The organism is Streptomyces sp. SS8 (genome assembly GCF_054072955.1).
Map to the genome: position 1 here is coordinate 1 of NZ_JBSVCZ010000002.1, position 25,993 is coordinate 25,993.

The 25,993-nt window shown below is 74.3% G+C and carries 21 protein-coding genes; 3 read left to right on the forward strand and 18 right to left on the reverse strand.

Annotated features, from left to right (window positions below; translation table 11 throughout):
* Positions 1-244: 244 nt before the first annotated feature.
* From ACW69E_RS01880 to ACW69E_RS01900, 5 genes are all read right to left on the reverse strand, one after another.
* Positions 245-1,732 (reverse strand): dihydrolipoamide acetyltransferase family protein, encoded by a 1,488-nt coding sequence (locus tag ACW69E_RS01880; RefSeq protein ID WP_457496406.1) that lies wholly within the window; start codon positions 1,730-1,732, stop codon positions 245-247.
* 27 nt (positions 1,733-1,759) lie between these two features.
* The gene (locus tag ACW69E_RS01885) at positions 1,760-2,740 is read right to left on the reverse strand and encodes an alpha-ketoacid dehydrogenase subunit beta (protein WP_457496407.1); all 981 of its coding nucleotides are present in this window, start codon (positions 2,738-2,740) and stop codon (positions 1,760-1,762) included.
* Between the two features lies 1 nt (position 2,741).
* Complete coding sequence (pdhA, locus tag ACW69E_RS01890) at positions 2,742-3,911, reverse strand: pyruvate dehydrogenase (acetyl-transferring) E1 component subunit alpha (protein ID WP_457496408.1); 1,170 nt, start codon at positions 3,909-3,911, stop codon at positions 2,742-2,744.
* A gap of 499 nt (positions 3,912-4,410) precedes the next feature.
* Entirely contained in the window at positions 4,411-5,439 is a 1,029-nt protein-coding gene (locus tag ACW69E_RS01895; RefSeq protein ID WP_457496409.1) for a phosphotransferase, read from the reverse strand.
* 496 nt (positions 5,440-5,935) lie between these two features.
* On the reverse strand, positions 5,936-7,684 hold the full coding sequence (locus ACW69E_RS01900) for a protein kinase domain-containing protein (RefSeq protein ID WP_457496410.1): 1,749 nt from the start codon (positions 7,682-7,684) through the stop codon (positions 5,936-5,938).
* 439 nt (positions 7,685-8,123) lie between these two features.
* Between ACW69E_RS01900 and ACW69E_RS01905 the strand changes: the two genes are divergently transcribed.
* Positions 8,124-9,857 (forward strand): protein kinase domain-containing protein, encoded by a 1,734-nt coding sequence (locus ACW69E_RS01905; protein WP_457496411.1) that lies wholly within the window; start codon positions 8,124-8,126, stop codon positions 9,855-9,857.
* A gap of 112 nt (positions 9,858-9,969) precedes the next feature.
* Here ACW69E_RS01905 and ACW69E_RS01910 read toward each other — a convergent pair whose 3' ends face one another.
* The 9 genes from ACW69E_RS01910 to pdhA (ACW69E_RS01950) form a co-directional block, all read right to left on the reverse strand.
* A complete protein-coding gene (locus tag ACW69E_RS01910) occupies positions 9,970-10,539 on the reverse strand; it encodes a bacterial proteasome activator family protein (RefSeq protein ID WP_457496412.1) in 570 nt (189 codons plus the stop codon).
* A gap of 66 nt (positions 10,540-10,605) precedes the next feature.
* Entirely contained in the window at positions 10,606-11,271 is a 666-nt protein-coding gene (locus ACW69E_RS01915) for a hypothetical protein (protein ID WP_457496413.1), read from the reverse strand.
* Positions 11,272-11,368: 97 nt separating this feature from the next.
* The gene (locus ACW69E_RS01920) at positions 11,369-12,358 is read right to left on the reverse strand and encodes an NAD(P)H-quinone oxidoreductase (protein ID WP_457496414.1); all 990 of its coding nucleotides are present in this window, start codon (positions 12,356-12,358) and stop codon (positions 11,369-11,371) included.
* A 9-nt stretch (positions 12,359-12,367) separates the two neighbouring features.
* Entirely contained in the window at positions 12,368-13,429 is a 1,062-nt protein-coding gene (locus ACW69E_RS01925; protein WP_457496415.1) for a potassium channel family protein, read from the reverse strand.
* 4 nt (positions 13,430-13,433) lie between these two features.
* On the reverse strand, positions 13,434-14,945 hold the full coding sequence (locus ACW69E_RS01930; protein ID WP_457496416.1) for a molybdopterin molybdotransferase MoeA: 1,512 nt from the start codon (positions 14,943-14,945) through the stop codon (positions 13,434-13,436).
* Positions 14,942-15,895: an NTP transferase domain-containing protein gene (locus tag ACW69E_RS01935; protein ID WP_457496417.1), complete on the reverse strand. Its 954-nt coding sequence runs from the start codon at positions 15,893-15,895 to the stop codon at positions 14,942-14,944. The genes ACW69E_RS01930 and ACW69E_RS01935 overlap by 4 nt, the downstream gene beginning before the upstream one ends.
* Before the next feature lie 100 nt (positions 15,896-15,995).
* The gene (locus ACW69E_RS01940; RefSeq protein WP_457496418.1) at positions 15,996-17,453 is read right to left on the reverse strand and encodes a dihydrolipoamide acetyltransferase family protein; all 1,458 of its coding nucleotides are present in this window, start codon (positions 17,451-17,453) and stop codon (positions 15,996-15,998) included.
* Positions 17,453-18,472: an alpha-ketoacid dehydrogenase subunit beta gene (locus ACW69E_RS01945; RefSeq protein WP_457496727.1), complete on the reverse strand. Its 1,020-nt coding sequence runs from the start codon at positions 18,470-18,472 to the stop codon at positions 17,453-17,455. The genes ACW69E_RS01940 and ACW69E_RS01945 overlap by 1 nt, the downstream gene beginning before the upstream one ends.
* Positions 18,473-18,555: 83 nt before the next feature.
* Positions 18,556-19,725: a pyruvate dehydrogenase (acetyl-transferring) E1 component subunit alpha gene (gene pdhA, locus ACW69E_RS01950; protein WP_457496419.1), complete on the reverse strand. Its 1,170-nt coding sequence runs from the start codon at positions 19,723-19,725 to the stop codon at positions 18,556-18,558.
* Positions 19,726-19,904: 179 nt separating this feature from the next.
* On the opposite strand from pdhA (ACW69E_RS01950), the gene ACW69E_RS01955 reads away from it, so the two are divergent.
* The gene (locus ACW69E_RS01955) at positions 19,905-20,405 is read left to right on the forward strand and encodes an Lrp/AsnC family transcriptional regulator (RefSeq protein WP_457496420.1); all 501 of its coding nucleotides are present in this window, start codon (positions 19,905-19,907) and stop codon (positions 20,403-20,405) included.
* A gap of 48 nt (positions 20,406-20,453) precedes the next feature.
* Here the strand turns inward: ACW69E_RS01955 and ACW69E_RS01960 are convergent, their stop codons facing one another.
* Positions 20,454-21,122 carry a TetR/AcrR family transcriptional regulator gene (locus tag ACW69E_RS01960; RefSeq protein WP_457496421.1) on the reverse strand — a complete coding sequence of 223 codons (669 nt, stop codon included), beginning with the start codon at positions 21,120-21,122 and terminating at the stop codon, positions 20,454-20,456.
* A gap of 179 nt (positions 21,123-21,301) precedes the next feature.
* Here ACW69E_RS01960 and paaN point away from each other — a divergent pair, with 179 nt between their 5' ends.
* The gene (paaN, locus tag ACW69E_RS01965) at positions 21,302-23,014 is read left to right on the forward strand and encodes a phenylacetic acid degradation protein PaaN (RefSeq protein ID WP_457496422.1); all 1,713 of its coding nucleotides are present in this window, start codon (positions 21,302-21,304) and stop codon (positions 23,012-23,014) included.
* Positions 23,015-23,080: 66 nt separating this feature from the next.
* Here the strand turns inward: paaN and ACW69E_RS01970 are convergent, their stop codons facing one another.
* Genes ACW69E_RS01970 through ACW69E_RS01980 form a run of 3 tightly spaced genes read right to left on the reverse strand, consistent with a single transcriptional unit; the run spans position 23,081 to position 25,817 of the window.
* Positions 23,081-23,767, reverse strand: coding sequence for a TrmH family RNA methyltransferase (locus tag ACW69E_RS01970; protein ID WP_457496423.1), 687 nt, complete (start codon positions 23,765-23,767; stop codon positions 23,081-23,083).
* Complete coding sequence (locus ACW69E_RS01975) at positions 23,764-25,197, reverse strand: HTTM domain-containing protein (RefSeq protein WP_457496424.1); 1,434 nt, start codon at positions 25,195-25,197, stop codon at positions 23,764-23,766. The genes ACW69E_RS01970 and ACW69E_RS01975 overlap by 4 nt, the downstream gene beginning before the upstream one ends.
* Positions 25,194-25,817 (reverse strand): DUF5819 family protein, encoded by a 624-nt coding sequence (locus tag ACW69E_RS01980; RefSeq protein ID WP_457496425.1) that lies wholly within the window; start codon positions 25,815-25,817, stop codon positions 25,194-25,196. The genes ACW69E_RS01975 and ACW69E_RS01980 overlap by 4 nt, the downstream gene beginning before the upstream one ends.
* Between the last annotated feature and the right edge of the window lie 176 nt (positions 25,818-25,993).

Here is a 25,993-nt window from a genome sequence, read left to right on the forward strand (position 1 = left end):
TTTACCACGCGGCCCCCCGGGGGCGGGGCCGGGGGGGGGGGGCGGGGGCCCCCCCCACCGCCCCCCCCCCCCCCCCCCGCCCCCCGGGGGCGGGGGGGGGGGGGGGGGGGGGGCCCCCCCGGGGGGGGGGGGCGGGGGGGGGGGGGGGGCGGGGGGCGCCCGCCGGGGGGGGGGGGGGGGCCCCCGCCGTGGTCCGCCGGCCCGTCAGGCCGTCAGGCCGTCAGGCCGTCAGGCCGTCAGGCCGTCAGGCCCAGGTGATCAGGCGCTTGGGGTGTTCCAGGACGGCCGCGATGTCGGCCAGCACCTTGGAGCCCAGCTCGCCGTCGACCAGGCGGTGGTCGAAGGAGAGCGCCAGAGTGGTGACCTGGCGCGGCTTGACCTTGCCCTTGTGGACCCACGGCTGGAGCTTGACCGCGCCGAGGGCCAGGATCGCCGACTCCCCGGGGTTGAGGATCGGGGTGCCGGTGTCGACGCCGAAGACGCCGACGTTGGTGATCGTGACCGTGCCGCCGGACATGTCCGCCGGGGATGTCTTCCCCTCCCTGGCGGTGGCGACCAGATCGCCCAGCGCCCGCGCCAGCTCCGGCAGGGTCTTGGCGTGCGCGTCCTTGATGTTCGGCACGATCAGACCGCGCGGGGTGGCCGCGGCGATACCCAGGTTCACGTAATCCTTGTGGACGATCTCCTGGTTGGCCTCGTCCCAGGCGGCGTTGACCTCCGGGTTGCGGCGGATGGCGACCAGCAGCGCCCTGGCCACCAGCAGCAGCGGGTTGACCCGCAGGCCCGCCATGTCCGGGTCCTGCTTGAGCTCCTGCACCAGCTTCATCGTGCGGGTGACGTCGACGGTGATGAACTCCGTGACGTGCGGCGCGGTGAAGGCGCTGGAGACCATCGCCTGCGCGGTCGCCTTGCGCACACCCTTGATCGGCACCCGGCGCTCGCGCTCGCCGGTGCTCCACACCGCCGGGGCCGGGGCCGGGGCCTCTGCCGGAGCGGGGGCCGCCTGGGGGGCGGTGCCGGTCACGGCGGCGGCCTCGTGCGAGGGCGCCGGGGCCGCAGCGGCGTGCACGTCCTCGCGGGTGATGATCCCGTTCGGGCCGGTCGGCACGATCGCGGCCAGGTCCACACCCAGGTCCTTGGCGAGCTTGCGCACCGGCGGCTTGGCCAGCGGGCGCTGCGGGGAACGCTCGGCCTCCTCGACGGCGGGCGCCGCGGCCGGGGGCGTGGTGGTGGCGTCCATCTCGGCCTGGACGGCGGCCTGCGCGTCCCGCACGTGGTTCTGCTGCTGCTTGCGCGGACGCCGCTTGGTCGAGGCGGTGCCGACGCCGTAGCCGACCAGCACCGGCTGGCGCTTGGCGCCCTCCTCCTCGGCCGCCTCCGGCTCGGCCGGGGCGGGCGCGGCGGGCGCGGTCTCCCCGGCCGCGGGCGCGGCGGGCGCCTGCGCGGGCCCCGCCGACGGGTCGGTGTCCACCGTGATGATCGTGGTGCCCACGTCCACGGTGACGCCCTCTTCGAAGCGCAGCTCGTGCACCACGCCGTTGTACGGGATGGGCAGCTCGACGGCCGCCTTGGCCGTCTCCACCTCGCACACCACCTGGCCGTCGGTCACCGTGTCACCGGGCCCGACGTACCACTTGAGGATCTCGGCCTCGGTCAGGCCCTCGCCCACGTCCGGCATCCTGAACTCGCGGATGCGCTGGGCAGTGGCCCCGGCGGCAGCCGTATCAGTCATCGTCACGACTCTCCTCAGCCCCTACTCTCAGTACGCCAGCGCGCGGTCGACGGCATCGAGCACCCGGTCCAGGTTCGGCAGGTACTCGTCCTCCAGCCTGGCCGGCGGGTACGGCGCGTGGAAACCGCCCACCCGCAGCACCGGCGCCTCCAGGTGGTAGAAGCACCGCTCGGTGATCCGGGCGGCGATCTCCGAACCCGTGCCCAGGAAGACCGGCGCCTCGTGGACCACCACCAGGCGGCGGGTCCTCTCCACCGAGGCCTGGATCGCGTCGAAGTCGACCGGGGACATCGACCGCAGGTCCAGCACCTCCAGCGACCTGCCCTCCTCCTCGGCCGCCGCGGCGGCCTCCAGGCAGGTCTTCACCATCGGCCCGTAGGCCGCCAGCGTCAGGTCGGTGCCCTCACGGGCGACGACCGCCCTGTGCAGCGGTCCGGGGATGGCCTCGGTGTCGACCTCGCCCTTGTCCCAGTAGCGGCGCTTGGGCTCGAAGAAGATCACCGGGTCGTCGCAGGCGATCGCCTGCTGCATCATCCAGTAGGCGTCCGAGGCGTTGGACGGCGAGACGCACTTCAGGCCCGCCACGTGCGCGAACAGCGCCTCGGGCGACTCGCTGTGGTGCTCCACCGCGCCGATGCCGCCGCCGTAGGGGATGCGGACGACGACCGGCAGCTTGACCTTGCCCAGCGCGCGGGCGTGCATCTTCGCCAGCTGGGTGACGATCTGGTCGTAGGCGGGGAAGACGAACCCGTCGAACTGGATCTCCACCACCGGCCGGTAGCCGCGCAGCGCCATGCCGATCGCGGTGCCGACGATGCCGGACTCGGCCAGCGGGGTGTCGATGACCCGGTCCTCGCCGAAGTCCTTCTGCAGGCCGTCGGTGATGCGGAAGACGCCGCCGAGCTTGCCGACGTCCTCACCCATGATCAGGACCTTGGGGTCGGTCTCCAGGGCCTTGCGCAGCGACTCGTTGAGCGCCTTGGCCATGGGCATCTTGGTGTTGGCCATCTCAGCGGCCCTCCTCGTCGGCGAAGGACGCCAGGTACTCGGCGAACTGGGCGCGCTCCTCGTCGACCAGCGCGTGCCCGTCGGCGTAGACGTTCTCGAAGATCGCCATGGTGTCCGGGTCCGGCATGGTCCGGATGGCCTCGCGCACCCGCAGCGCCAGCGCGTCGCTGTCCTGGTCGAGCCCGGCGAGCCAGTCGGCGTCGATCAGGCCCTCCTTCTCCAGGTAGGTGCGCAGCCGCAGGATCGGGTCCTTGGCCTCCCACTCCTCGCGCTCGGCGTCCTTGCGGTAGCGGGTGGGGTCGTCGGAGGTGGTGTGGGCGCCCATCCGGTAGGTGAACGCCTCGACCAGGGTCGGGCCCTCGCCGGCGCGGGCGCGCTCCAGGGCGGCCCGGGTCACGGCCAGCACCGCCAGCACGTCGTTGCCGTCCACCCGGACGCCGGGGAAGCCGAAGCCGGCGGCGCGCTGGTAGATCGGGACGCGGGACTGCTTCTCGGTGGGCTCGGAGATCGCCCACTGGTTGTTCTGGCAGAAGAACACCACAGGCGCGTTGTAGACCGCGGAGAAGGTGAACGCCTCCGCCACGTCGCCCTGGCTGGACGCGCCGTCGCCGAAGTAGGCGATCACCGCGCTGTCCGCGCCGTCCTTGGCCACGCCCATCGCGTAGCCCGTGGCGTGCAGCGCCTGCGAGCCGATGACGATGGTGTAGAGGTGGAAGTTGTTGCTGCCCGGGTCCCAGCCGCCGTTGTTGACGCCGCGGAACATGCCCAGCAGGTTGGTCGGGTCCACCCCGCGGCACCAGGCCACGCCGTGCTCCCGGTAGGTCGGGAAGACGTAGTCGTCGTCCCGCAGGGCCCGGCCCGAGCCGATCTGCGCGGCCTCCTGGCCCAGCAGCGACGCCCACAGGCCCAGCTCGCCCTGACGCTGCAGCGCGGTGGCCTCGGCGTCGAACCGGCGGGTGAGGACCATGTCGCGGTACAGACCGCGCAGCTCGTCGGGGGTCAGGTCCAGCGAGTAGTCCGGGTGCTCGACCCGCTCGCCCTCCGGCGTCAGCAGTTGTACGAGCTCGGGGCGCGCGGCCGACTGCGAGCGCTTCCTCGCCCCGCTCGTCGTGGTGCGCTTTCCGCTGCTGCGGCGCGGCTTGCTGCGCGCGGCAGTGCTCTCCACGGTCACTTGTGCTCCTCCGTCTGTCCGGCCCCCGGGGTCGCCGGGAAGCCTGGGGTTTCCCCGCCGGTGGCAGGGAGAGGCTCGCCCGGATCCGTACGGCCCACGGGGTAGGTGCGGCGCGGACGGAACCGAGCGGTGACAGGTGTCCCGTTCGACGGCCCGCTGTCAGCACGTTACCCAGTACCTCCGCACATGCGCGAAGGGTCCCTGACCTGCAATTTTGCTTGGGTTTCCAAGTAAATCGCAAAAGCCTGGAACGTCACTGGTCACAGCCTCGCAAGCGCCTGGGACAAGCGCACGTTATCCCGGTACCGAAGTGACGGGAAGAGCTGTGGATGAGTGACGCGGAGATGGTGCCTGATCGGTATGTGAGACGGACACGGAGGGTGAAGGGGCATACGGTCCCGCAGGAGCCGTGTACCGCCCATACGGGCCCATACACCTCCTGCGGGCGGAAGTGCGGGCGGAGACACAGGCGGAACCACAGGCGGAACCACAGGCAGGGCTACAGACAGAAGGCATCGCGCACCGCCTCGTAGCGGCCGGTCCACCACACCACCAGCGCGGAGGCCGCCGGGAACTGCGGATCGGTGCGGCGGTCGCGCAGCTGGTAGCGCCAGCGCAGCATCCAGAAGTCGTTGAGCCGCTCCCACCACACCCGGTGGACGGCCGCGGCCATCTCGTCCGCCCCGGCCCCGGTGGCGGCGCGGTAGGCGCGGGCGTAGGCCCGGATCTTGGCCAGGTCCAGGGCGCCGCCGGGCCGCAGGAAGAAGATCACGGCGGCCCGCACCGCCTCCTCCGCGCGCGGCTGCACGGCGAGCCGGTCCCAGTCCACGATCGCGACGGGCTCCCAGGGGGCCCGGTCCCGGTAGAGCAGGTTGAGGGGGTGGAAGTCGCCGTGCACCCACCCGGCGACCGGCTCGGCCCCGGCGGGCGGGCGGCGGTGGGCGTGGCGCTCCAGCAGGGCGCGGCGCTCGCGCAGCCGGTGGTCGGCCAGCTCGTCGAAGCAGTCGCGCCGGGTACGGGTGCGCACCCGGGCCAGCAGTTCGTCGATGAGGCCGAAGGTGACCTCCGGGTCGGCGCTGGGCTCGGCGGCGCACTCGGCGGCTGGCACGGGCGCGACCTGGCCCAGCCGTACGTGCACCAGGCCCAGCAGCGCGCCCAGGCGGCGCGACTGCCCGCACGAGAGCTCACCGCCGTCGCGGTGGTGGCCGTCCACCCACGGGTGGAGGGCGTAGCAGCGGTCCTCCACCACCGCGACGGTCCGCCCCGAGGCGTCCTCGACCGCCGGTACGACCGGCACCCCGAGGGCGCCGAGGCGGAGGGTGACGCGGTGCTGGTGCTCGATGCGGGCCGGGTCGCGCGGATCGCCGTCGAGGTGGTGCTTGAGGAAGAACCGGCCCCGCGTGGTGGACAGCCGGTAGCCGCGGTTCAGCAGCCCCTGGGCCACCGGCTCGCAGGAGATCGGCTCCCCGGCGCCGAAGCGCCGCACCAGCGTGGCGAGGGTGAAACGGGAGAGGTGGGGAGACTGCACGCCGGGGATCGTAGATCACCGGGAGCCACCGTCCGGACGCGTTGTGCGACGGGGGTGCGGAGGTGGTATGGGCGGCCGGGGCCGCCCGGGATTGCCGGCTGGGACTGCCGCCGGAGGTCGCCGGCTGGGCGCCGGGCCGCCCGGGACTGCCGCCCGGGGGCGGGCTCTGCCCGGCCGGGGGCGCGGGGCCGGGTCAGGCGCCGGGGCACCGGCCGTGGGCGCCGGCTGCCGGGGGCCCGGGACAGACCGGATCCGCCGCCCTGGGCCGAGCCGGGTGTCGGGGCACCGGCCGTGGGACGGGCCAGGTGCTGGAACCGACCGGGGTTGGCCGAGGTCGGCCGGAGATACCGGGCCGACCGGATCCGCCGCCCGGGGCGGGGTGCCCGGGGCGGGGTGCCGGGCTCAGGGCCACCGGCCGCGGGCCGGGTGCCGGTCGCTCCGGCCGTCCGGGCCCGCCGCCCGGGGCGGGGCTGCGGGGCTGCCGGCCGGAGCCGGGTCAGCCCCCGGAGCCGCCGCCGGGCCCGCCCGGCGCTCCCCCGGCCGTGGCCGCCCCGTCGCCGGCGGTAGTGCCGCCGGTGGTGGTGTCGGTACCGCCGGTGGTGGTGCCGGAGTCGCCGCCGGAGCCGCCCTCGGTGGCGCCGCCGTCACCCGTGCCACCGGTCTCCGTACCGCCCTCGGTGGTGCCCTCGGTGGCGCCGCCATCACCCGTGCCCCCGGTGTCGGCGCCGCCCTCGGTGGTGCCCTCGTCGGTGCCGCCGTCGGGCTCGCTGGGCTCGCCGCTGGGCGAGGGCTCCGGGCTGCTCTGCCAGCCGCCGGAACCGCCGGTGTTCCCGCCGCCGTTCTGCCAGCCGCCCGTGCCGCCGGGCTCGGTGTTGCCGTCCTGGCCTGGCTCCTCGGTCTCCTCCTCGTCGGGCGAGGGCTCGGACGAGCTCTCCTCCTGGGAGGGCGTGGAGGTGGTCTTCTCCGGTCCCTTGTGCTCCTGGCCGCCCTCGTTGCCGTTGACGGCCAGGAAGATGCCCGCGGCGATGGCGAGGACGGAGAAGAAGGCGATCAGCCCGTACTTCAGGCCGCTGCCGCCCCGGCGCCCGTCGCCGTAGCCGCCGCCCGTGTCGTATCCGCCGCCGTCGTACGAGCCGCCGCCGGGGGTGCCCATCAGCAGCGGCGGGCCGACCCGGGTCGCGTCGGCGGTGTAGCCGCCCGCGGGGGTGGCGGAGGGGGTGTCGCCACCCTGGTAGGCGCCCGGGGTGCCCATGGCGGGCGTGGCGCCGGTGGAGACCACCGCGCCGGTGTTCCACAGGCCGCCGGTGTGGCCGCCCTGCTCCTGGAGCATGCGCAGCGCGTACTGCACCAGGCCGCGCATCTCCTCGGCGGTCTGGAAGCGGTCGTCCGGGTCCTTGGCCAGCGCCCGCATCACCAGGCCGTCCAGCTCCGGCGGCACCGAGTCGTTCACCCGCGAGGGCTGCACCGGCTCGTCCTGGACGTGCTGGTAGACCACCGACAGCGGGGTCTCGCCGGTGAACGGCGGGCGCAGCGCGAGCAGCTCGTAGAGCATGCAGCCCGTGGCGTACAGGTCGGAGCGGGCGTCGACCGTCTTGCCGAGCGCCTGCTCGGGGGAGAGGTACTGCGGGGTGCCCATGACCATGCCCGTCTGGGTCATGGTGGTGGACGCGCCGTGCAGGGCACGGGCGATGCCGAAGTCCATCACCTTCACGGCGCCGTTGTTGGTGATGATGACGTTGGCGGGCTTGATGTCGCGGTGCACGATGCCGTGCTGGTGGCTGTAGGCGAGCGCCTCCAGCACACCGGAGATGATGATCAGCGCCTGCTCGGGCGGCGGCGCGTCGGCGTTGAGCAGGAGCTCGCGGATGGTGCGGCCATCGACCAGCTCCATGACGATGTACGGCACGGTGTTGCCGCCGACCACGTCCTCGCCGGAGTCGTAGACGGCCACCACCGCGTGGTGGTTGAGGCCGGCGACGGACTGCGCCTCGCGCGTGAAGCGGGCCTTGGAGACCGGGTCCTCGGCGAGGTCCGCGCGCAGCAGCTTGACGGCGACGGTGCGGCCCAGGCGTACGTCCTCGGCGGCGAACACCTCCGCCATGCCGCCCCGGCCGAGTCGGCGCGTGAGGCGGTAGCGCCCGTCGCCCACCACACCGCCGCTGCCCCACGACTCGGGCGAATCGGACACCCCACCAGCAGTCTCGTCGGGCTCCGAAGGCCCTCCGGCGGCTTGTGTCTGTGCCATCAGTCCTCGCCGTAGATCAGGTCCGCGAGCGCGGATCCGTACGCTCTGCTCCCTGAGCACGCTAACAGGGTCCGGGGGCCGGGCCCCTCGGCGAAGGCGGAGAGAGCGGCGCGGAACGTGGTGCCGAGAGCGCTGGGGGCAGCAACGGACCATCCAACCCGCTCGGGTGTCCGGCTGGCAAGTTACGATGTCGGGCGCCCCCGCGAGCGCGTGTGACACCTATGCGCGCATCGGGTCACGGAACGGGCAAGCGCCTTGACGTGTCCGGCCGCTGGGGCAGACTTGGCCTGGAATCACGGGTGGAGTCCACGGGCGGACCGGTGCCCCGCCCGGCGTTCCCGGAAGGCCGGTCGGCGGCACCACGGGCACCAGCAGAGCAACCGCACACGCGCAGGCCCGTAAGACGGCAGTCCTGCGGCGCCGAGGGGGAAGCAGTCAGATGAGCGACGACGGCGCACAGGCCGCGTACCAGGGGCGTACGGTCGGCGGCGGGCGCTACCAGCTGCGCGATCTGCTGGGCCAGGGCGGCATGGCGTCGGTGCACCTCGCCTACGACACGGTGCTCGACCGGCAGGTGGCGGTCAAGACCCTCCACACCGAGCTGGGCCGCGAGCAGTCCTTCCGGGAGCGCTTCCGCCGCGAGGCGCAGGCGGTCGCCAAGCTGACGCACACCAACATCGTCTCCGTCTTCGACTCCGGCGAGGACGAGATCGACGGCGCGACGGTGCCGTACATCGTCATGGAGTACGTCGAGGGCAAGCCGCTGCGCACCGTCCTCGACGAGGACGTGGCCCGGCTCGGGGCGATGCCGAGCGACAAGGCGCTGACGATCGTCTCCGAGGTGCTCGCCGCGCTGGAGGCCAGCCACGAGATGGGGCTGGTGCACCGGGACATCAAGCCGGGCAACGTCATGCTCAACAGACGCGGCACGGTCAAGGTGATGGACTTCGGCATCGCCCGCGCCATGCAGTCCGGCGTCACCTCGATGACGCAGACGGGCATGGTCGTCGGCACCCCGCAGTACCTCTCCCCCGAGCAGGCGCTGGGGCGCGGCGTGGACGCCCGCTCCGATCTGTACTCGGTGGGCATCATGCTCTTCGAGCTGCTCACCGGGCGCCTCCCCTTCGACGCGGACTCGCCACTGGCCATCGCGTACGCGCACGTCCAGGAGGAGCCGCCCGTACCGTCGTCGATCAACCGGTCGCTGCCCGTGGCCGTGGACGCGCTGGTCGCGCGGGCGCTGAAGAAGAACCCCAACGAGCGGTTCCCGACGGCCGAGGCGATGCGCCGGGAGTGCGAGCGCGTCCGCAACTCGGTGGTCGCCTCGAACACCACCCCGCTGATCGCCGGCGGCGCCCCCGGCCCCAACAGCGGGGCGGCCGTCTCCCAGTCGGTCTTCCCGCCGGTGGACGCCCAGGCCACCCCGCCGCCGCCGAACGTGCAGCAGCCGTACCAGCCGCACTACGCGCCGACGGCCGGCTTCGGGGCCGCGGGGCCGGTCCAGCAGGGTTACTCCACCCCGGCGCCGGGCCCGTACGGCCCCCAGGGCGGCCCGCCGACCCCGCCGCCGTACACCGTCTCGCCCCAGCCCCAGCCCTCGGGCGGCGGCAGGAACACCGGGGTGATCGTCGGATCGGCGGTCGCGGCGATCATCGTCGTCGCCGCCGTGATCATCGCGGTGACGCTCAACAACGGCAGCGGGGAGGACCCGCGGGCGGGCGAGTCCCCGGGGCCCGTGCGGACGGCCGAGCAGCCCGCGGGCACCGGCGGGGGCGACTCCGGCGGCACGGGCGGCCGGAAGACCGACGGCGAAGGCGCCGGCACGGACACCGACGACGGCGGTGACGACGGCGACGAAGGCGACGAAGGCGACGACGGTTTCAAGGACGAGGACACCTCGAAGACCATCGACCCGGCCAAGTGCACGGAGGCCTCGGAGAGCCTCTTCGACAAGGGCAAGACGAGCATGCCCGACCTGACGTTCAAGCACCTGGACTCGGTCAAGGAGTGCGTCCGCGAGGCGGGCTGGATCCTGGACGACATCGAGTACGAGGACGAGAACCTGTACGGGAAGAACACCGTCCTCAAGCAGTCCCCGGAGGCCTACAAGGGCTTCGACCCGAAGAAGGACAAGATCACGCTGACCGTCTCCACCGGCCACCCGGAGGGCTGACGGCGGCGGACGCGGACGAGGGGCCGGCACGCGGATCGCGTGCCGGCCCCTCGCGCGTACGGAGTCCGGGCCGCCCCGGGGCTTTCCGGAGGAGGCCCCTCGGGGCGGCGGCTCAGAGGTAGGGGCCGCCGGAGCGGATCTGGCCGCCGCGCCCGTCGCCCTCCTCGTCGGGCAGCGCACCCGCCGGAAGCGCGCGGCGCATCTGCTCCAGCTGGGCGCGGGCCGCCATCTGCTGGGCGAACAGCGCCGTCTGGATGCCGTGGAACAGCCCCTCCAGCCAGCCCACCAGCTGCGCCTGGGCGATCCGGAGCTCGGCGTCGGTGGGCACCACGTCGTCGGTGAACGGCAGCGAGATCCGCTCCAGCTCCTCGATCAGCTCGGGCGCCAGGCCGTCCTCCAGCTCCTTGACCGAGCTGGCGTGGATCTCCTTGAGCCGAGCGCGGCTGGCCTCGTCCAGGGGGGCCGACTTGACCTCCTCCAGGAGCTGCTTGATCATGCTGCCGATCCGCATGACCTTCGCGGGCTGCTCGACCATCTCCGTCACGGGGATCTCGCGCGGCTCGTCGTCGGAGCCGCCGTCCCCGCTCCTGGGAGCGGCGGTGCTGCCGAGGGCCATCCCGTCCGGCCCGACGACCAGGACGTGCTGGCTCTCCTGCGAGCGTTCGTTCATCGGCTGAGTCATACCCCCATTCTGCAATGCCCGCCCGTGCGGCCGGAGGGCGATCCCCCCGGGGCGGTGCGGCCCGTCTCAGCGCCGCAGCCGCAGGGCGAGCGAGGCCAGGCCCAGGCCGAGGAAGGTCAGCCCGGCGCCGAGCGGCAGCACCGGGAGGAGCTGGCCGCCGGTGGCGGGCGTCGCACGGTGCCGGGCCGGCTCGTCGCCGCCTCGGCCGTCGTCGTACACGTAGTCGTCGTAGTGGTCGCCGACGCCGGCCCGCCGGTCGACGATCTGCTCGGTCCGGCCCCGCGGGGTCTGCGGCGGGGTGCCCGGCGGCTCGGCGGATTCTGTGGAGCCGCGCTCCCCGTCGCCGTCCCGGCCGGGGGCCGTACCGGACGGTTCGCCGGAGGGCTCGCCGGAGGAGGGCTCCGGCGTGGGTGTGGGCGTGGACGACGGGTCCGGGCCGGGGGAGGAGTCGCCCGGCGGCCACGGTGGCAGGGTGAACCGCGGGGGACGCTCCGTCTCCTCCGGGTCGTCCGTCTCCTCCGGGTCGTCCGGCTCCCCGCTCTCCCCCGGGTCGTCCGGGGAGGCGGTGGGAGAGGACGAGGGCTTGCCCTGGCCCTCCGCTCTGGGCCCCACCGCGTCCTGCGCGCCGCCGGGCGCGGCCGCCACGGCCGCGGACTGCTGGGAGGCCAGGGCGACGGGTGCCGGAACGAGCACCATCGCGCAGGCCAGCAGGGTGATCGCGGCTTCCCTCACCGCTACGCCCCCTCCCGTACCAGGCATCGAATGGTGTAACAAGCGTCACACGAACGCGCGGACCCGGCATCCCGGCCCGGACCGCCGGACCGGTGCCTCAGACGGTGAGGACGACCTTGCCCACGTGATCGCTCTCCTCGAGTACCCGGTGAGCCCGGGAGGCATTACTCATCGGCACGGTGCGGTCCACGACCGCGCGGACCCGCCCCGCGGCGATCAGCGGCCAGACGTGCTCGCGCACCGCCGCGACGATCTCCGCCTTCTCCTCCAGCGGACGGCCGCGCAGCGATGTGGCCGAGACCGTACCGCACTTGGCGAGCAGCGCACCCAGGTTCAGCTCACCCTTGACCCCGCCCTGGAGGCCGATGACGACGATCCGGCCGCCGCGGGCGAGCGCCTTCACGTTCCGCTCCAGGTACTTGGCGCCGATGATGTCGAGGATCACGTCCGCGCCGCGTCCGCCGGTGGCCGCCCGGACCTCCTCGGCGAAGTCCTGCTCGCGGTAGTCGATCAGGACGTCCGCGCCCAGCTCCGCGCAGCGCTCCAGTTTCCTGCGGCTGCCCGCGGTGACCGCCACCCGCGCGCCGACGGCCTTGGCGAGCTGGATCGCCATGGTGCCGATGCCGCTGGCCCCGCCGTGGACCAGCAGCATCTCGCCGGGGCGCAGCTTCGCCCGCATGAAGACGTTCGACCAGACCGTGCACACGACCTCGGGGAGGGCGGCGGCGGTGACCGGGTCGAGCGGGCCGTCGGGGGTCTCGGGCAGCGGCAGGAGCTGGCCGTGCGGCACGGCGACCTTCTGCGCGTACCCGCCGCCGGCGAGCAGCGCGCACACCTGGTCGCCGGTCCTCCAGCCGCCCACGCCCGGCCCCAGCCCGGCGATCCGGCCCGCGCACTCCAGCCCGGGGTAGGGCGACGCGCCCGGGGGCGGGTCGTAGAAGCCCTGCCGCTGGAGGATGTCGGCCCGGTTGACGGCGCCGGCCGCCACCTCGACCAGCACCTCGCCGTCGCCGGGCACGGGGTCGTCCACCTCCGTCCAGGCGAGGACGTCGGGGCCGCCGGGTTCGGTGATGGTGATCGCGTACATGGGATGACGCTACCCCCGCGGGGTCTCCGAGGGCATGACGGTGGTGGAGGGGGTGGCACGGCGGATGACGACGAGGCGGTCGGTCAGCTCCAGGACGGCCGCGTCCGGGTCGTCGTAGCCCAGCACCCGGTGGCCGCGGACCACGGAGACCACGAGGTCCTTGCACTCGCGGGGGGAGCGGCCGGCCTCGGCCTTGGTGACCGGGCGCTCGGTGAGGTTCAGGCCCGTGCCCTGGTGGATCAGGTCCTCCATCACCGCGCCCGCTCTCGGACTGAGCATGGACATCCCGAGCAGCCGCCCGGCGGCGCTGGCGCTGGTGATCACGGCGTCCGCGCCGGACTGCCGCAGCAGCGGCGCGTTCTCCTCCTCGCGTACCGCCGCGACGATGCGCAGATTGCGGTTGAGCTGGCGGGCGGTGAGCGTCACCAGGACCGCGGTGTCGTCGCGCTGGGTGGAGATGACCACCTGGGCCGCCCGCTGCACCTCCGCCTTCAGCAGGACGTCGCTGCGGGTCGCGTCGCCGACGACGCCGGTGTAGCCGTCGGCGTTCGCCGCCTCGACGACCTTGCGGCTCGGATCGATTATCACGATCCGCTCCCGGGGGACCCCGGTCGAGATGAGCGTCTCGGCCGCGGAACGCCCCTTCGTGCCGAAGCCGATGATGACGGTGTGGTCGCGCAAGGAGGACCTCCAGCGGGCCAGGCGGAACTGCTGGCGCGTCCGTTCGGCCAGCACCTCCAGGGTGGTGCCGATCAGGATGATCAGGAACAGGACGCGCAGCGGGGTGATGACCAGTACGTTGACCAGCCGGGCGCTGTCGCTGACCGGGGCGATGTCGCCGTAGCCGGTCGTGGAGAGGCTGACGGTGGTGTAGTAGAAGCAGTCCAGCAGCGAGACCTCGCCGTCGGCTCCGTCGGTGTAGCCGTCGCGCTCGAGGTACACCAGGAACACCGTCACGAGCAGCACGACCAGCGCGGCCAGCAGCCGGCGCAGCACCTGCCGCAGCGGCCCGGCCGAAGGCTCGGGCAGCTGCACGAAGTGCTGCAGGTCCTCGGGCGAGGTGTGGTTCATGCCGTCACGCCCACGGGAGTCTCAGGAGGTGTACGCCGGCGCCGGTGGGGACGCCGCCGGGCGGCACGACCGCCAGGGCGGTGGCCGCCGCGATGCCGCGGAGCATCGCGGGGCCGCTGAACCGCAGCGGCCGTACGCCACCGCCATCCTGCACGACCGGGACCAGCCGTGTGTCACGGGGGTGGCCCTGGACATCGCCGAGGAGGGCGGCGGAGGGCAGGGCGTCGTCCGCGGCGGACTGCCCGGTGTGCGGTCCGGTGTGCGGTCCGGCGGACCACCCGGTGTGCGGTCCGGTGTGCCGCGCTTCGGACGGGCCGGCGCCGGTGGCGGCCCGCAGCAGTGGTTCGGCGAGGGTGAGCAGGCCGGACACGGCCGCCAGCGGATTGCCGGGCAGCCCGACCAGATGCGCGCCCGAGGGCAGCCGTGCCAGCAGCATCGGGTGACCGGGGCGTACGCGCACCCCGTCCACCAGCAGCTCCGCCCCCAGGCGGCGCAGGGACGGATGGACGTGGTCGACGGGGCCGGAGGCCGTACCGCCGGTGGTGACGACGAGGTCGGCGGCGGTCTCCTCCAGTGCCGCGTACAGCGCCCCGGCGTCGTCGCCCAGGCGGCGGGTGGCGGTGACCTCGGCGCCCAGAGCCGTCAGCCAGGGGCCGAGCATCGGACCGAGCGCGTCGCGGACCCGGCCGCCGGAGGGGATGCCGGAGGCCAGCAACTCGTCGCCCAGCACCAGGACCTCGGCGCGGGGGCGGCGTACCACCGGCAGCTCGTCCCAGCCCGCGGCGGCGGCCAGGCCCAGCACGGCCGGGGTGACCGGCGTACCGACGGGCAGCAGGTGGTCGCCCGCACGGCACTCCTGGCCGCGCGGACGGATGTCCGCGCCGTGCTGGGGCGCGCCGTTCGCGCGCAGCCGCCGGTCGCGGACCTCGCCGTACTCGGAGCGCAGCACGGCGGTGGTGCCGGGCGGGATGCGGGCGCCCGTGGCGATGCGGACGGCGTGGCCGTCCGGGAGCGGGGCCGGGCGGTCGTCGCCGGCCAGGATGCCGTGGGGCGTGCCGTGTGACGCACCGCGGGGCGTGCCGTCCCCTGGGCCGAGCGGCTCCCACGGGCCGGGGCCGGAGACGGCCCAGCCGTCCATGGCCGAGGTGTCGAACGCCGGCAGATCGGTGAGCGCGGTCAGGGGTGCGGCGAGACGGCGGCCGAGGGCCTCGTCCAGGGGGACGGCGGCGGGCTCGGACCGCCGGCCGGCCCCGGCGCGGGCGGCGGCGGCACGGGCGGCGGACCAGTCGCGGTGCCGTACCGCGTCCTGCGGGCTCTGTGGGTTCTGCGGGCTCTGTGGGTTCTGCGCGTCGCGGGGGGCGCGCGGGGAGCTGCCCCGGGGGGCCGGGCCGGGTTCCCGTCCCCCCGGCCGGCCGTCACCGCGGGTGCCGCCGTGCGGGCCGCCGGGGGCGGTGCCGTGCGTGTCGCCGCGGCCGTTGGCCAGGGCCAGGGCGTCGGCCAGCTCGTCGCCGCTCATCCGGCGTCCGTTCCCTCTCCGCCGCGAGGCCGCCCGCCGCCGGTCCTCTCCGTGCCCTCCGCCCCGGCGGACTCGGCGGCCTCCTCGGCCCAGCGCCGGGCCAGTTCGGCGGCCTTGCGCGCGGCCCCGGCCACGTCCTCGGGGCTTCCGCCCGCACGCGCCGCCGCGTATCCGACCAGGAAGGTCGTCAGCGGGGCGGCGGGCCGGGCCACGCCGTGCGCGGCGTCCCGCGCGAGGTCGAGGAGGGCGGTGGTGTCGACGTCGAGGTCGATACCGAGTTCGGTCTTGGCCGCGGTCATCCATTCGTTCAGCACGCGTCCATGCTCCCTGATGCGGGAGCGGGCCGAGGCGAGTTCCTCCCAGGTGTCGCAGTCGCGGGCCTCCTCGGGGCCGGCGGGGGCGATGCGGCGCAGTACGAGCTCGTCGGTGAGCAGCCGCAGGGGGAGGTTCGCCGGCCGCCCGTGCTCGGCGGTGAGCAGGGCCAGTTCGCGGCGGAGGGACTCGGCTCGGTAGGCGCCCAGGAGGGGCTGGGCACGCCCGTCGTCCACCACGATCGCCCCGTCGGGGGCGGCGGGGCCGCCGGGGCCGGAGGCCGTGCCGGGGACGCCGCGCGTGCCGTGCACCGCGTCCAGCAGCGCCCGCACGGTGGCGGGCGTCAGGAACGGCAGGTCGGCGGAGAGCACCAGCACCGTCTCGCTCCCGGTGCGGCGCAGCCCGGCGTCGAGGGCCGCCAGCGGCCCGCCGCCGGGCGGGTCCTCGCGCGTCCAGTCCACCGGCCGGGCCGTCGGCCTGCGCGGGCCGACGACCACCGTCCGCGCCGCGTCCGCGCAGGCGTCCAGCACCCGGTCGAGCAGTGTCCGGCCCCCGACGGTGAGGGCGGGCTTGTCCGTCCCGCCGAGCCGGCGGGCGGCGCCGCCGGCGATGACGACGGCGTCGTACACATCAGTCATGCCCCGAGTCTGACCCCCGCCGCCCCGCCCCGGGCGAAGGGGGCCCGGCCCGGGGCGGGGCGGCGGGGGCAGACGGACCCGGGCGAACGCCGGGCCGCCGTCAAAGGGTGCGCAGCAGTACGGCCGGGTGCTCGACGCAGTCCGCCACGTACCGCAGGAAGCCGCCCGCCGTACCGCCGTCGCACACCCGGTGGTCGAAGGTGAAGGACAGCTGTACGACCTGCCGTACCGCCAGCTCGCCCTCGTGCACCCACGGCTTGGGGGTGATGCGGCCGACTCCGAGCATCGCCGCCTCGGGGTGGTTGATGATCGGAGTCGAGCCGTCCACCCCGAACACGCCGTAGTTGTTGAGGGTGAAGGTGCCGCCGGTCAGCTCGGCGGGCGTCAGCCTCCCCGCGCGGGCGGACTCGGTGAGCCGGGCGATCTCCTCGGACAGCCCGGCCGCGCCGCGGGTGTGGGCGTCGCGTACGACGGGGACCACGAGTCCGCGGTCGGTCTGCGCGGCGAAGCCCAGGTGGACCTCGGGCAGCCGGACGATCTCGCGCGCGGCCGTGTCCACCGTCGCGTTCAGCTCGGGGAAGCGGGCGAGGGCGGCCGTGCAGATCCGGGCGAGGAGCGCGAGCAGGGAGATCTTCGGCCCCGCCGTGTTCATCGCCCGCCGGGCGGCGAGCAGTTCGGTGGCGTCGGCGTCCACCCAGCAGGTCGCGTCGGGGATCTCGCGCCGGGAGGCGGAGAGCTTGTCGGCGACCGTACCGCGCAGCCCCCGCAGCGGGATCCGCTCGCCGCGCGCGGCGGCGCCGTCGGCGGGTACGGGTGCGGGCGCGGCGGCGCCGTCGGCCGGGGCGGGCGCGATCCCGGCCGCGGCCACCGCGCGCTCGACATCGGCGCGCAGGATCAGCCCCCGCGGGCCGGAGCCGGCGACCTGCCGCAGATCGACCCCGTGCTCCCGCGCGAGCCGCCGCACCAGCGGTGAGATCACCGGGACGGGACCGTCGGCGGGACGGATCTCCAGGGGCGCCGCGGGCAGGCCGGCCGCCACGGGAGCGGTGGGCTCCGGAGCCGGAGCGGCGGGCGCGGTGGGCACGGTGGGCACGGTGGGCACGGTGGGCGCTGCGGCGGGGACCGGGGCAGGCACGCCGTTCGCCGGGCGGACCCGCCTGCGGCGGGCGGCGGGCGCGCCCGTGCCGTACCCCACCAGCACGTTCCCGGACTTCTCCGAGTCGTCGGCCGGGGTGTCCGCCGGGGCGTCGGCCGACGCCCCGGCCCGCCCCTCGGCGGGGGCTCCGGCCGACCCGTCCGCCGGCATGGCGGACGCTCCGACGGCCACCGTCACCAGCGGCGCGCCGACGGGGATCTCGGCGCCCTCCTCCCCGAACCGGGCGGTGACCACACCGCCGTACGGGCAGGGCACCTCGACCATCGCCTTGGCCGTCTCGACCTCCACCACCGGCTGGTCGACGGCGACGACGTCGCCGACGGACACCAGCCAGCGGACGATCTCGGCCTCCGTCAGGCCCTCGCCCAGGTCGGGGAGGGCGAACTCGCGGACCTCGGCCATCAGCGGCCACCCCTTCCGGGTGTTCCGAAGGCCTCGGGCCGCTCGGTCCACTCCGACTCCCACTGGAGCCGGGCGACGGCGTCCAGGACCCGGTCCACTCCGGGCAGGTGGTGGCGCTCCAGCATCGGCGGCGGGTAGGGGATGTCGAATCCGGCCACTCGCAGCACAGGCGCCTGAAGGTAGTGGAAGCAGCGCTCGGTGATCCGGGCGGCGATCTCGCCGCCCGGGCCGCCGAAACCGGACGACTCGTGGACGACCACGGCCCGCCCGGTGCGCCGCACCGACTCGCAGACCGTCTCGTCGTCGAAGGGGACCAGGGAGCGCAGGTCGACGACCTCCAGGTCCCAGCCCTCCTCGCGGGCGGCCTCGGCCGCCTCCAGGCAGACGGGCACCGACGGGCCGTAGGTGACCAGCGTGGCGGACGTGCCCGTGCGGCGGACCCGGGCGCGGCCGATGGGCTCGACGGCCTCGGGCTCCTCCGGCGACCAGTCGGCCTTCGACCAGTACAGCCGCTTGGGCTCCAGGAAGACCACCGGGTCGTCGGAGGCGATGGCGGCCCGCAGCATCCCGTAGGCGTCGGCCACCGTCGCCGGGGTCACCACGTGCAGGCCCGGGGTGGCCATGTAGTACGCCTCGGAGGAGTCGCTGTGGTGCTCCACACCGCCGATCCCGCCGCCGTAGGGCACCCGGACGGTGATGGGCAGCGGCATCGCGCCGCGCGTGCGGTTGCGCATCTTGGCGACGTGGCTGAGGAGCTGCTCGAAGGCCGGGTAGGCGAAGGCGTCGAACTGCATCTCCACCACCGGCCGCAGTCCGTACATGGCCATGCCGACGGCCGTGCCCAGGATGCCGGCCTCGGCCAGCGGGGTGTCGGTGCAGCGGTCCTCGCCGAACTCGGCGGTCAGGCCGTCGGTGATGCGGAAGACGCCGCCGAGCGTGCCGACGTCCTCGCCGAGCACGTGCACGGACGGGTCCTCGGCCATGGCGTCGCGCATCGCGCGGTTGAGGGCCTGGGCCATGGTGGCGGGCTTGCGGGCGGCCCCGGCCCCGGCCTGCCTCCTCCGGTCGGCCCTGTCCGCGCTCCTGCCCGTGGTCGCGGTCGTCATCGCTCGCCTCCCGCGGTGTTCCCGGCGTGCCCGCCGTTCCCGTCCTGGTCGTCGTTCTCCGCGTCCAGCTCCGCGCGCAGCTGTGCGGCCTGCTCCTTAAGCTGCGTGGTCTTCTCCGCGTAGACGTGGTCGAAGAGGTCCGTCGGGTCGAGCACCGGGTCCTCGTTCATCGCCTCGCGCAGCCGCGCGGCCATCTCCTCGGCCTCCTCGTGCGCCCCGTCGCGTGTCGCGTCGTCGAACAGACCGCGCTCGGTCAGCTCGCGCTCCAGCAGCGTCACGGGGTCGTGTTCGAGCCATTCGCCGACCTCGTCGTCGCCGCGGTAGCGGGTGGCGTCGTCGGCGTTGGTGTGGGCGTCGATCCGGTAGGTCACGGCCTCCACGAGGGTGGGCCCCTCGCCGCGCCGGGCGCGCTCGACGGCCTCGGCCAGCACCCGGTGGACGGCGGCGGCGTCGTTGCCGTCCACCAGCCGGCCGGGGATGCCGTAGCCGACGGCCTTGTGGGCCAGCGAGGGCGCGGCGGTCTGCTTGGCCAGGGGGACGGAGATCGCGAAGCCGTTGTTCTGCACGAGGAAGACCGTCGGGGTGCGCCAGACGGCGGCGAAGTTCAGCGCCTCGTGGAAGTCGCCCTCGCTGGTGCCGCCGTCGCCGACCATGGCCAGCGCCACCACGTCGTCGCCCCTGAGCCGGGCGGCGTGGGCGAGCCCGACGGCGTGCGGCAGGTGGGTGGACAGCGGGGTGGACAGCGGGGCGACGCGGTGCCGGTGCGGGTCGTAGCCGGTGTGCCAGTCGCCGCGCAGCAGCCCCAGCGCCTCTGCCGGGTCCATGCCGCGGGTGACGGCGGCGAGGGTGTCGCGGTAGCTGGGGAAGAGCCAGTCCCGCTCCCGGAGCACCAGGGCCGCGGCCACCTCGCACGCCTCCTGCCCGGTGGAGGAGGGGTAGACGGCGAGCCTGCCCTGCTTGGTGAGCGCGGTGGCCTGCCGGTTGTAGCGGCGGCCCCTCACCAGATGCGCGTAGAGCGTCCTGAGCAGGCCGGGGTCGAGGTCGGCGCCGGTGCCCAGCAGCCGGTACGGCTCGGCGTCCGGCAGCAGCGGCGCCGGGTCCGTGCGCGGCTGCCAGGCGGGCGGCGGCGCGGGGCGGTACGCGCCTGGCTGCTCCAGGACTGTCATGCGGCACCTCCTGGTAGGGGGCATCTGCGGGCAGGAAGGACCGCCGGATCGGGCGATCCCCCCTACCGATTGTTCGGTCGCCGGCGCATTTTGGCTACGGGTGGCATCGCCCTGTGGACAAACGGTTCCGCACCGCGTGGGATGTCGGCAGGACGTCCATGGAGGGGAGGCGGCAGGCCATGCCGGAAGAACAGATGGCCCCCGAGGCGCCGGAGGAGGGGGACCGGCCGCCCGCCAGACCGCTCGATCCCGTCGACCGGTCCATCCTGCGGATGCTGCAGCTGGACGGGCGCGCGTCGATACGGTCGGTCGCCGAACGGGTGCACGTGTCCCGGGCGAACGCGTACGCCCGGATCAACCGCCTCGTGGAGGACGGGGTGATACGCGGCTTCACGGCCCGCGTGGACCACGAGCGGGCCGGCCAGGGCGCGTCGGCGTACATCACGCTGAAGATCGTGCAGAACTCCTGGCGCGCGGTGCGCGAGAAGCTCCAGGCGCTGCCGGGCGCCGCGCACATCGCGCTGGTCAGCGGCGACTTCGATGTGCTGCTGCTGGTGCACACCGCCGACAACCGGGCGCTGCGGGAGCTGGTGCTCACCCGGATACAGGCGATGCCGGAGGTGCTGAGCACCCGCACCCTGCTGGTCTTCGAGGAGACCGATCTGGAGCCCGAGCCGTGAGCGGATGGCCGTGCCCGGCCCCCGACCTCCGCTCCCGCGCCGCTGCCGCTACTGCCTGCGCAGCCCCTCGAAGGCCAGCCGCACCACGGCGTCGGCGACCCGCTCGCGGTCCGCGGCGTCCCCGGGCTGCGGGCGGTACCACTCCACGATGGAGTTGATCATTCCGAACAGCAGCCGGGTGGCCAGCCGGGCCTCCAGGTCCGAGCGGATGTCGCCCTCGGCCGCGGCGGCCTTCAGCAGCCCCGCCACCCGGTGGTCGAACTCCCGGCGGCGCTCCATCGCCCAGCGCTCGGTGCGGGTGTTGCCCCGCACCCGCAGCAGCAGGGTGACGTAGGGCAGCTCGGCCATCAGCACCTCGGCGGTGCGGCGGGTGACGTGCTCCAGCCGCTCGATCGCCCGCCCCCGGCCGGCGTCCGGCTCGTCCAGGATGGCGAAGAGGCCGTCGAGCGCGCGGGCTATCGCCCGGCGCAGCAGCTCCTCCTTGCCCCGCACGTGGTGGTAGATGGAGGACTTGGAGATCCCCGCCGCACGGGAGAGGTGCTCCATCGAAGTGCCGTCGTAACCGCGCTCGATGAACACCTCGACGGCCACCGCGAGGAGCGACTCGGGCGTGTAGGTGTCGCGCCCCGGCGACCTGGCCGGAGGCTTGGCCGGCGACCCGGCCGGCGACCCGGCCGACGGCTCGACTGGCGGTTTGGCTGGCGGCTCGACTGGCATGGCCTCGATGTTATCCACAGGCGGCCTGCCCCTCTTGCCCCGACCGATCGTTCGGTAGCAGTATCTACCTGTCCGTCCGTCCGCGCACGGCTGCCCGCGCGCCCTCCGCGGCCCGCCCCGGCGCCGTCCGTACGGGCGCCGCCGCCCGCTCGACAAGCTCGACGAGGAGTTGGTCCCCGATGGCCGCCGCACCCACCCAGGCCCCGCCGCTGACCCCGGAGGGGCTCGCGGACAAGCACCGCCCGACGCTCCAGCGGGCGCTGGAGGCGATCCGCTCCAGGGAGTACTGGTCCCCGTATCCGGAGCACCCCAAGGCGTACGGCGAGGAGCACGGCACGCTCGGCCCCGCCGAGGGGAAGGCCGCGTTCGACGCCCTGCTGGGCCGCCGCTTCGAGCTGGACCAGCCCGGCACGGACGGGTGGGTGGGCGGCGAGGTCTCGCCGTACGGCGTCGAGCTGGGCGTGGAGTACCCGCACGCCGACGTCGGGGCGCTGCTGCCCGCGATGCGCGCCGCGCTGCCCGCCTGGCGGGACGCGGGGCCCGAGGTGAGGGCGCTGGTGTGCCTGGAGATCCTGGCCCGGATCAACGCGCGCACCCACGAGTTCGCCCACGCGGTGATGCACACCAGCGGGCAGGCGTATCTGATGGCGATGCAGGCCGGCGGCCCGCACGCCCAGGACCGCGGCCTGGAGGCGGTGGCGTACGCCTATGCCGAGCAGACCCGCACCCCGGCCTCGGCGCGGTGGTCCAAGCCCCAGGGCAAGCGGGACCCGCTGGAGCTGACCAAGGGGTTCACGCCGGTGCCGCGCGGGGTCTCGCTGATGATCGGCTGCAACACCTTCCCCACCTGGAACGGCTACCCGGGCCTGTTCGCCTCCCTGGCCACGGGGAATCCCGTACTGGTCAAGCCGCATCCGCGCGCGGTCCTGCCGCTGGCGATGACGGTGCGGGTCGCCCGCGAGGTCCTCGCCGAGGCCGGCTTCGACCCGAACACGGTGGCGCTGGCCGCCGAGCGGGACGGTGAGGGCATCGCCAGGGAGCTGGCCCTGCGCCCCGAGGTCCGGATCATCGACTACACGGGTTCGACCGCCTTCGGCGACTGGCTGGAGGCCAACGCCCGCCAGGCCCAGGTCTTCACCGAGAAGGCCGGCGTGAACACGATCGTCGTCGACTCCACCGACGACTACCGGGGCATGCTGGGCAATCTGGCCTTCTCCCTGTCCCTCTACAGCGGCCAGATGTGCACCACCCCGCAGAACCTGCTCATCCCGCGCGGCGGCATCGACACCGACGCGGGCCACAAGTCCTACGAGGAGTTCACCGCCGACCTGGCGGGCGCGGTGGACAAGCTGCTGGGCGACGACCAGCGGGCGGTGGCGCTGCTGGGCGCGATCGTCAACCCCGGGGTGCGCGAGCGGCTGGAGGGCGCCTCGGAGCTGGGCGAGACCATCCTGGCCTCGCGCCCGGTGGAGCACCCGGAGTTCCCCGGCGCCACGGTCCGCACCCCGGCGATCGTCGGGCTGGACGGGTCGAAGCCCGAGTCGGAGGAGGTCTGTCTGGAGGAGTGCTTCGGCCCGGTCTCCTTCGCCGTCGCCGTGGACTCCACCGCCGAGGCGGTCGAGCTGCTGCGCCGCACCGTCCGGGAGAAGGGCGCGATGACGGTCGGCGCCTACACCACCTCGCCCGAGGTTGAGCGGCTGGTGGAGGAGGCCTGCCTGGACGAGTGCGCCCAGCTCTCGCTGAACCTCACCGGTGGGGTGTACGTGAACCAGACCGCGGCGTTCTCCGACTTCCACGGCTCCGGCGGCAACCCGGCGGCCAACGCCGCGCTGTGCGACGGGGCGTTCGTGGCGAGCCGCTTCCGCGTGGTGGAGGTCCGCCGGCAGGCCTGATGTCCTCCCCTCCCGGGGTCCGCCGTGCGGTGGGCTCCGGGCCGGACGGCTCCCGGCGGGCCGCTCTCAGCCGATGTCGGCGTGCGCGCGGATCCAGGCGTGCATGGCGATGGCCGCCGCCGCGCCCGCGTTGATGGACCGGGTGGAGCCGAACTGGGCGATGGAGCAGACGCGCTCGGCGTGCTTCCATGCCTCCTGCGTCAGCCCCGGGCCTTCCTGGCCGAAGAGCAGCACACAGCGGCGGGGCAGTTCGGTCGTCTCCAGCGGGACGGCGCCGGGGAGGTTGTCGATCCCGATGACCGGCAGCCCCTCGGCCCGTGCCCAGTCGGCCAGTGCCGCCACGTCCGGATGGTGGGTGATGTGCTGGTACCGGTCGGTGACCATCGCGCCGCGCCTGTTCCACCGGCGCTTTCCGACGATGTGGATCTCCCTGGCCAGGAAGGCGTTGGCGGTGCGCACGACGCTGCCGATGTTGAAGTCGTGGTTCCAGTTCTCCACCGCGACGTGGAAGTCGTGCCGCCGGGTGTCGAGGTCGGCGACGATCGCCTCCCGGGTCCAGTAGCGGTAGCGGTCCACGACGTTGCGCCGGTCGCCGCCGGCCAGCAGCTCCGGGTCGTAGTGCTCACCGGCCGGCCACGGCCCGGGGTGGGGGCCGACGCCCACCTCCGTGCCGTAGCCCTCGTCGTACTGCACGGGTTCGTCCCGCACGGGTTCGTCCCGCACCGGCCGGTTCTCCCTCTCGCCTTCGCTCACCCCACGAGGGTACGCGCGGGGCCGCCGGCCCCGGAGGCCCCGGACGGCTCCGCTTCCTCCTCCGGCTCGCGCGGTCGGCCGCGGCGCAGCCTTCCGGCCGCCCGGGACGCCCCGGCCCCGATCCAGACCAGGAAGACCGTTGGCAGGAAGACGGCGTCGGCCGCGATCATGGCGAGCGAGAAGAAGGGCAGGCCGAGGATGACGGCGATGGAGGCGTGCTCCAGCATCATCACGGCGAGCAGCACGTTCTTCACCCGGCGGTTGAAGAGGGTGAAGGGGAAGGCGACCTGGACGATCACCGTGCCGTAGGTGAGCAGCATGATCATCAGTCCGCTGCTGCCCAGCACCTCGGCGAGGGCCGGCCAGGGGGAGAAGTAGTCCAGGTGCAGGGGGTAGTAGACGGCCGTGCCGTCCTGCCAGCGCGAGCCCTGGATCTTGTACCAGCCGGCGGTCGCGTAGATCAGGCAGACCTCGGCCATGATGATCAGCAGGGCCGCGTTGTGGACGATGTTGCCCAGCACGTCCATCAGCCGGCGGACGTTCTCCCGGCCGGTCCGTCCGTCCGCGGGGCGGGTGATGTACCACCACAGCCCGTACACCAGCCACAGGCCCCACAGGAAGGTCGCCCAGCCCACGTAGAGCACCGGGCCGTCGTCGCCGAACCAGCTCAGCCGGCCGCCGGCGGTGGCCACCAGCAGGACGGCGCCGAGCACCGACCACAGCGCGATGCCGACCAGATCGTTCCCCCCGGCGCCCGCGCCGCCCCCGGAGCCGGAGCGGCGGGCGCGGCGGGCGTCGAGCGACCAGACCTGGCCGCAGCGGGTGAGCACCAGGTACATCGCCATCAGATGGATGACGTTGTCGCCGCCGTCGCCCATGAAAACGCTGCGGTTCTGCAGCGACAGCACACCGACCATGAACAGCACCGACATGGTCCTGGTGCGCCAGCCGGCCAGCAGCGCGGCGGAGGAGAGCACGGCGAGGGCGTAGACGGCCTCGAACCAGACGGCGCTGTCGGACCACAGCAGCACCGTGAAGGCGTGGTTGCTCGCCACCAGCCGCTCGCCCAGCTCCCAGCTCCACGGGCCGTCCGGGCCGTACAGCTCGCGCCGGTGGGGCCACTCGAAGAGCAGGAAGGCCAGCCAGGTGAAGGAGAAGCCGATCCGGACGACCGCGCTCTGGTACGGGCCCAGCGCCCGGTCGCTGACCTTGACGATGCCGCGTACGACCGCTTCGTCGGCCTTCGACAGCAGGCGCCGCGACCACGGCCCGGGCGGTGCGGCGGACGGTGCGCCGGACGGCTGCTCCCCGGTCCCCGGCGGCCGCTCCACGGCCCGCCGGGCGCCGGGGACGGACGCGGTGGAGGCGGGCACGGTGGAGGCGGGGGCGGGGGAGGCGGGGGCGGGGGAGCCGTTCTCGGACTGTGTCACTTGTCCTCCGGGATGTCCGTGCGGTCGACCGGCCACCAGGGCAGCACCCGGTACGTGGTCCCGGCACCCGCGCTCTCACCGCTCCACGGCGGCGGCGCGACCGGCGTGGTCGCCGACCGCACCTGCACGCGCCGGACCTCGCCGCCGTTCAGCTCGGCTCCGAACCGCGACATCACGATCCGCCGCAGATACTCCTCGGAGAGCTCCCCGCGCAGCCCGTTGGGCCGGTTCTCCTCGTCGTGCGAGCCGGTGAAGAAGTCCCAGGCGCGGCGGAGCTCGTTCTGGTCGGTGTGGCTGGGGAAGGGGTTGCCGCGGATGTTGCCGATGTCCATCGCCGTCAGGTCCACCCAGCCGGTCCGGTCGCGTCCGCCGTCCGGCCGGACCACCTCCGCACGGGCGTGGACGGCGATGTTCTGCTGGAGCGGGTTGGGGGCGAACAGCTTCCAGTTCTGCTCGAACTCGGGGTTGATGTAGTCCGAGACCGTCGAGCCGTGCTGCTTGCTGAGGGTGTTGTCCGGCGCGACGTGCAGGAAGACCATCGTCAGGTGTACGCCGGTGAGCACGGTGACGACACCCAGCGCCACCGCGACGGCGATCCGCGCCGCGGGCGGGAGCGACATCACTCCGGGCGCGTTCCCGGGGAGCGTGCCGGAAGGCCCCCCGGGGGGCGTACCGGAGGGGGCGCCGTCCGCCGCCGGGGGCGGCGCGTCCGGGGGCGCCTCCTGGCGCGTCTGTGCTTGTGGATCCATGCCCTCCCCGATCTCGGGCCCGTCCGGGCCCCGCTCTCACGACCCCG

Excerpts from the sequence above, each read along its gene's own strand:
- ACW69E_RS01920 (WP_457496414.1), bottom strand. The coding sequence starts at position 12,358 with ATGTACGCGATCACCATCACCGAACCCGGCGGCCCCGACGTCCTCGCC.
- ACW69E_RS01880 (WP_457496406.1), bottom strand. The coding sequence starts at position 1,732 with ATGACTGATACGGCTGCCGCCGGGGCCACTGCCCAGCGCATCCGCGAG.
- ACW69E_RS01955 (WP_457496420.1), top strand. The coding sequence starts at position 19,905 with ATGCCGGAAGAACAGATGGCCCCCGAGGCGCCGGAGGAGGGGGACCGG.
- paaN (WP_457496422.1), top strand. The coding sequence starts at position 21,302 with ATGGCCGCCGCACCCACCCAGGCCCCGCCGCTGACCCCGGAGGGGCTC.
- ACW69E_RS01935 (WP_457496417.1), bottom strand. The coding sequence starts at position 15,895 with ATGACTGATGTGTACGACGCCGTCGTCATCGCCGGCGGCGCCGCCCGC.
- ACW69E_RS01940 (WP_457496418.1), bottom strand. The coding sequence starts at position 17,453 with ATGGCCGAGGTCCGCGAGTTCGCCCTCCCCGACCTGGGCGAGGGCCTG.
- pdhA (WP_457496419.1), bottom strand. The coding sequence starts at position 19,725 with ATGACAGTCCTGGAGCAGCCAGGCGCGTACCGCCCCGCGCCGCCGCCC.
- ACW69E_RS01925 (WP_457496415.1), bottom strand. The coding sequence starts at position 13,429 with ATGAACCACACCTCGCCCGAGGACCTGCAGCACTTCGTGCAGCTGCCC.
- ACW69E_RS01980 (WP_457496425.1), bottom strand. The coding sequence starts at position 25,817 with ATGTCGCTCCCGCCCGCGGCGCGGATCGCCGTCGCGGTGGCGCTGGGT.
- ACW69E_RS01910 (WP_457496412.1), bottom strand. The coding sequence starts at position 10,539 with ATGACTCAGCCGATGAACGAACGCTCGCAGGAGAGCCAGCACGTCCTG.
- ACW69E_RS01945 (WP_457496727.1), bottom strand. The coding sequence starts at position 18,472 with ATGGCCCAGGCCCTCAACCGCGCGATGCGCGACGCCATGGCCGAGGAC.
- ACW69E_RS01885 (WP_457496407.1), bottom strand. The coding sequence starts at position 2,740 with ATGGCCAACACCAAGATGCCCATGGCCAAGGCGCTCAACGAGTCGCTG.
- ACW69E_RS01905 (WP_457496411.1), top strand. The coding sequence starts at position 8,124 with ATGAGCGACGACGGCGCACAGGCCGCGTACCAGGGGCGTACGGTCGGC.
- ACW69E_RS01900 (WP_457496410.1), bottom strand. The coding sequence starts at position 7,684 with ATGGCACAGACACAAGCCGCCGGAGGGCCTTCGGAGCCCGACGAGACT.
- ACW69E_RS01960 (WP_457496421.1), bottom strand. The coding sequence starts at position 21,122 with ATGCCAGTCGAGCCGCCAGCCAAACCGCCAGTCGAGCCGTCGGCCGGG.
- ACW69E_RS01930 (WP_457496416.1), bottom strand. The coding sequence starts at position 14,945 with ATGAGCGGCGACGAGCTGGCCGACGCCCTGGCCCTGGCCAACGGCCGC.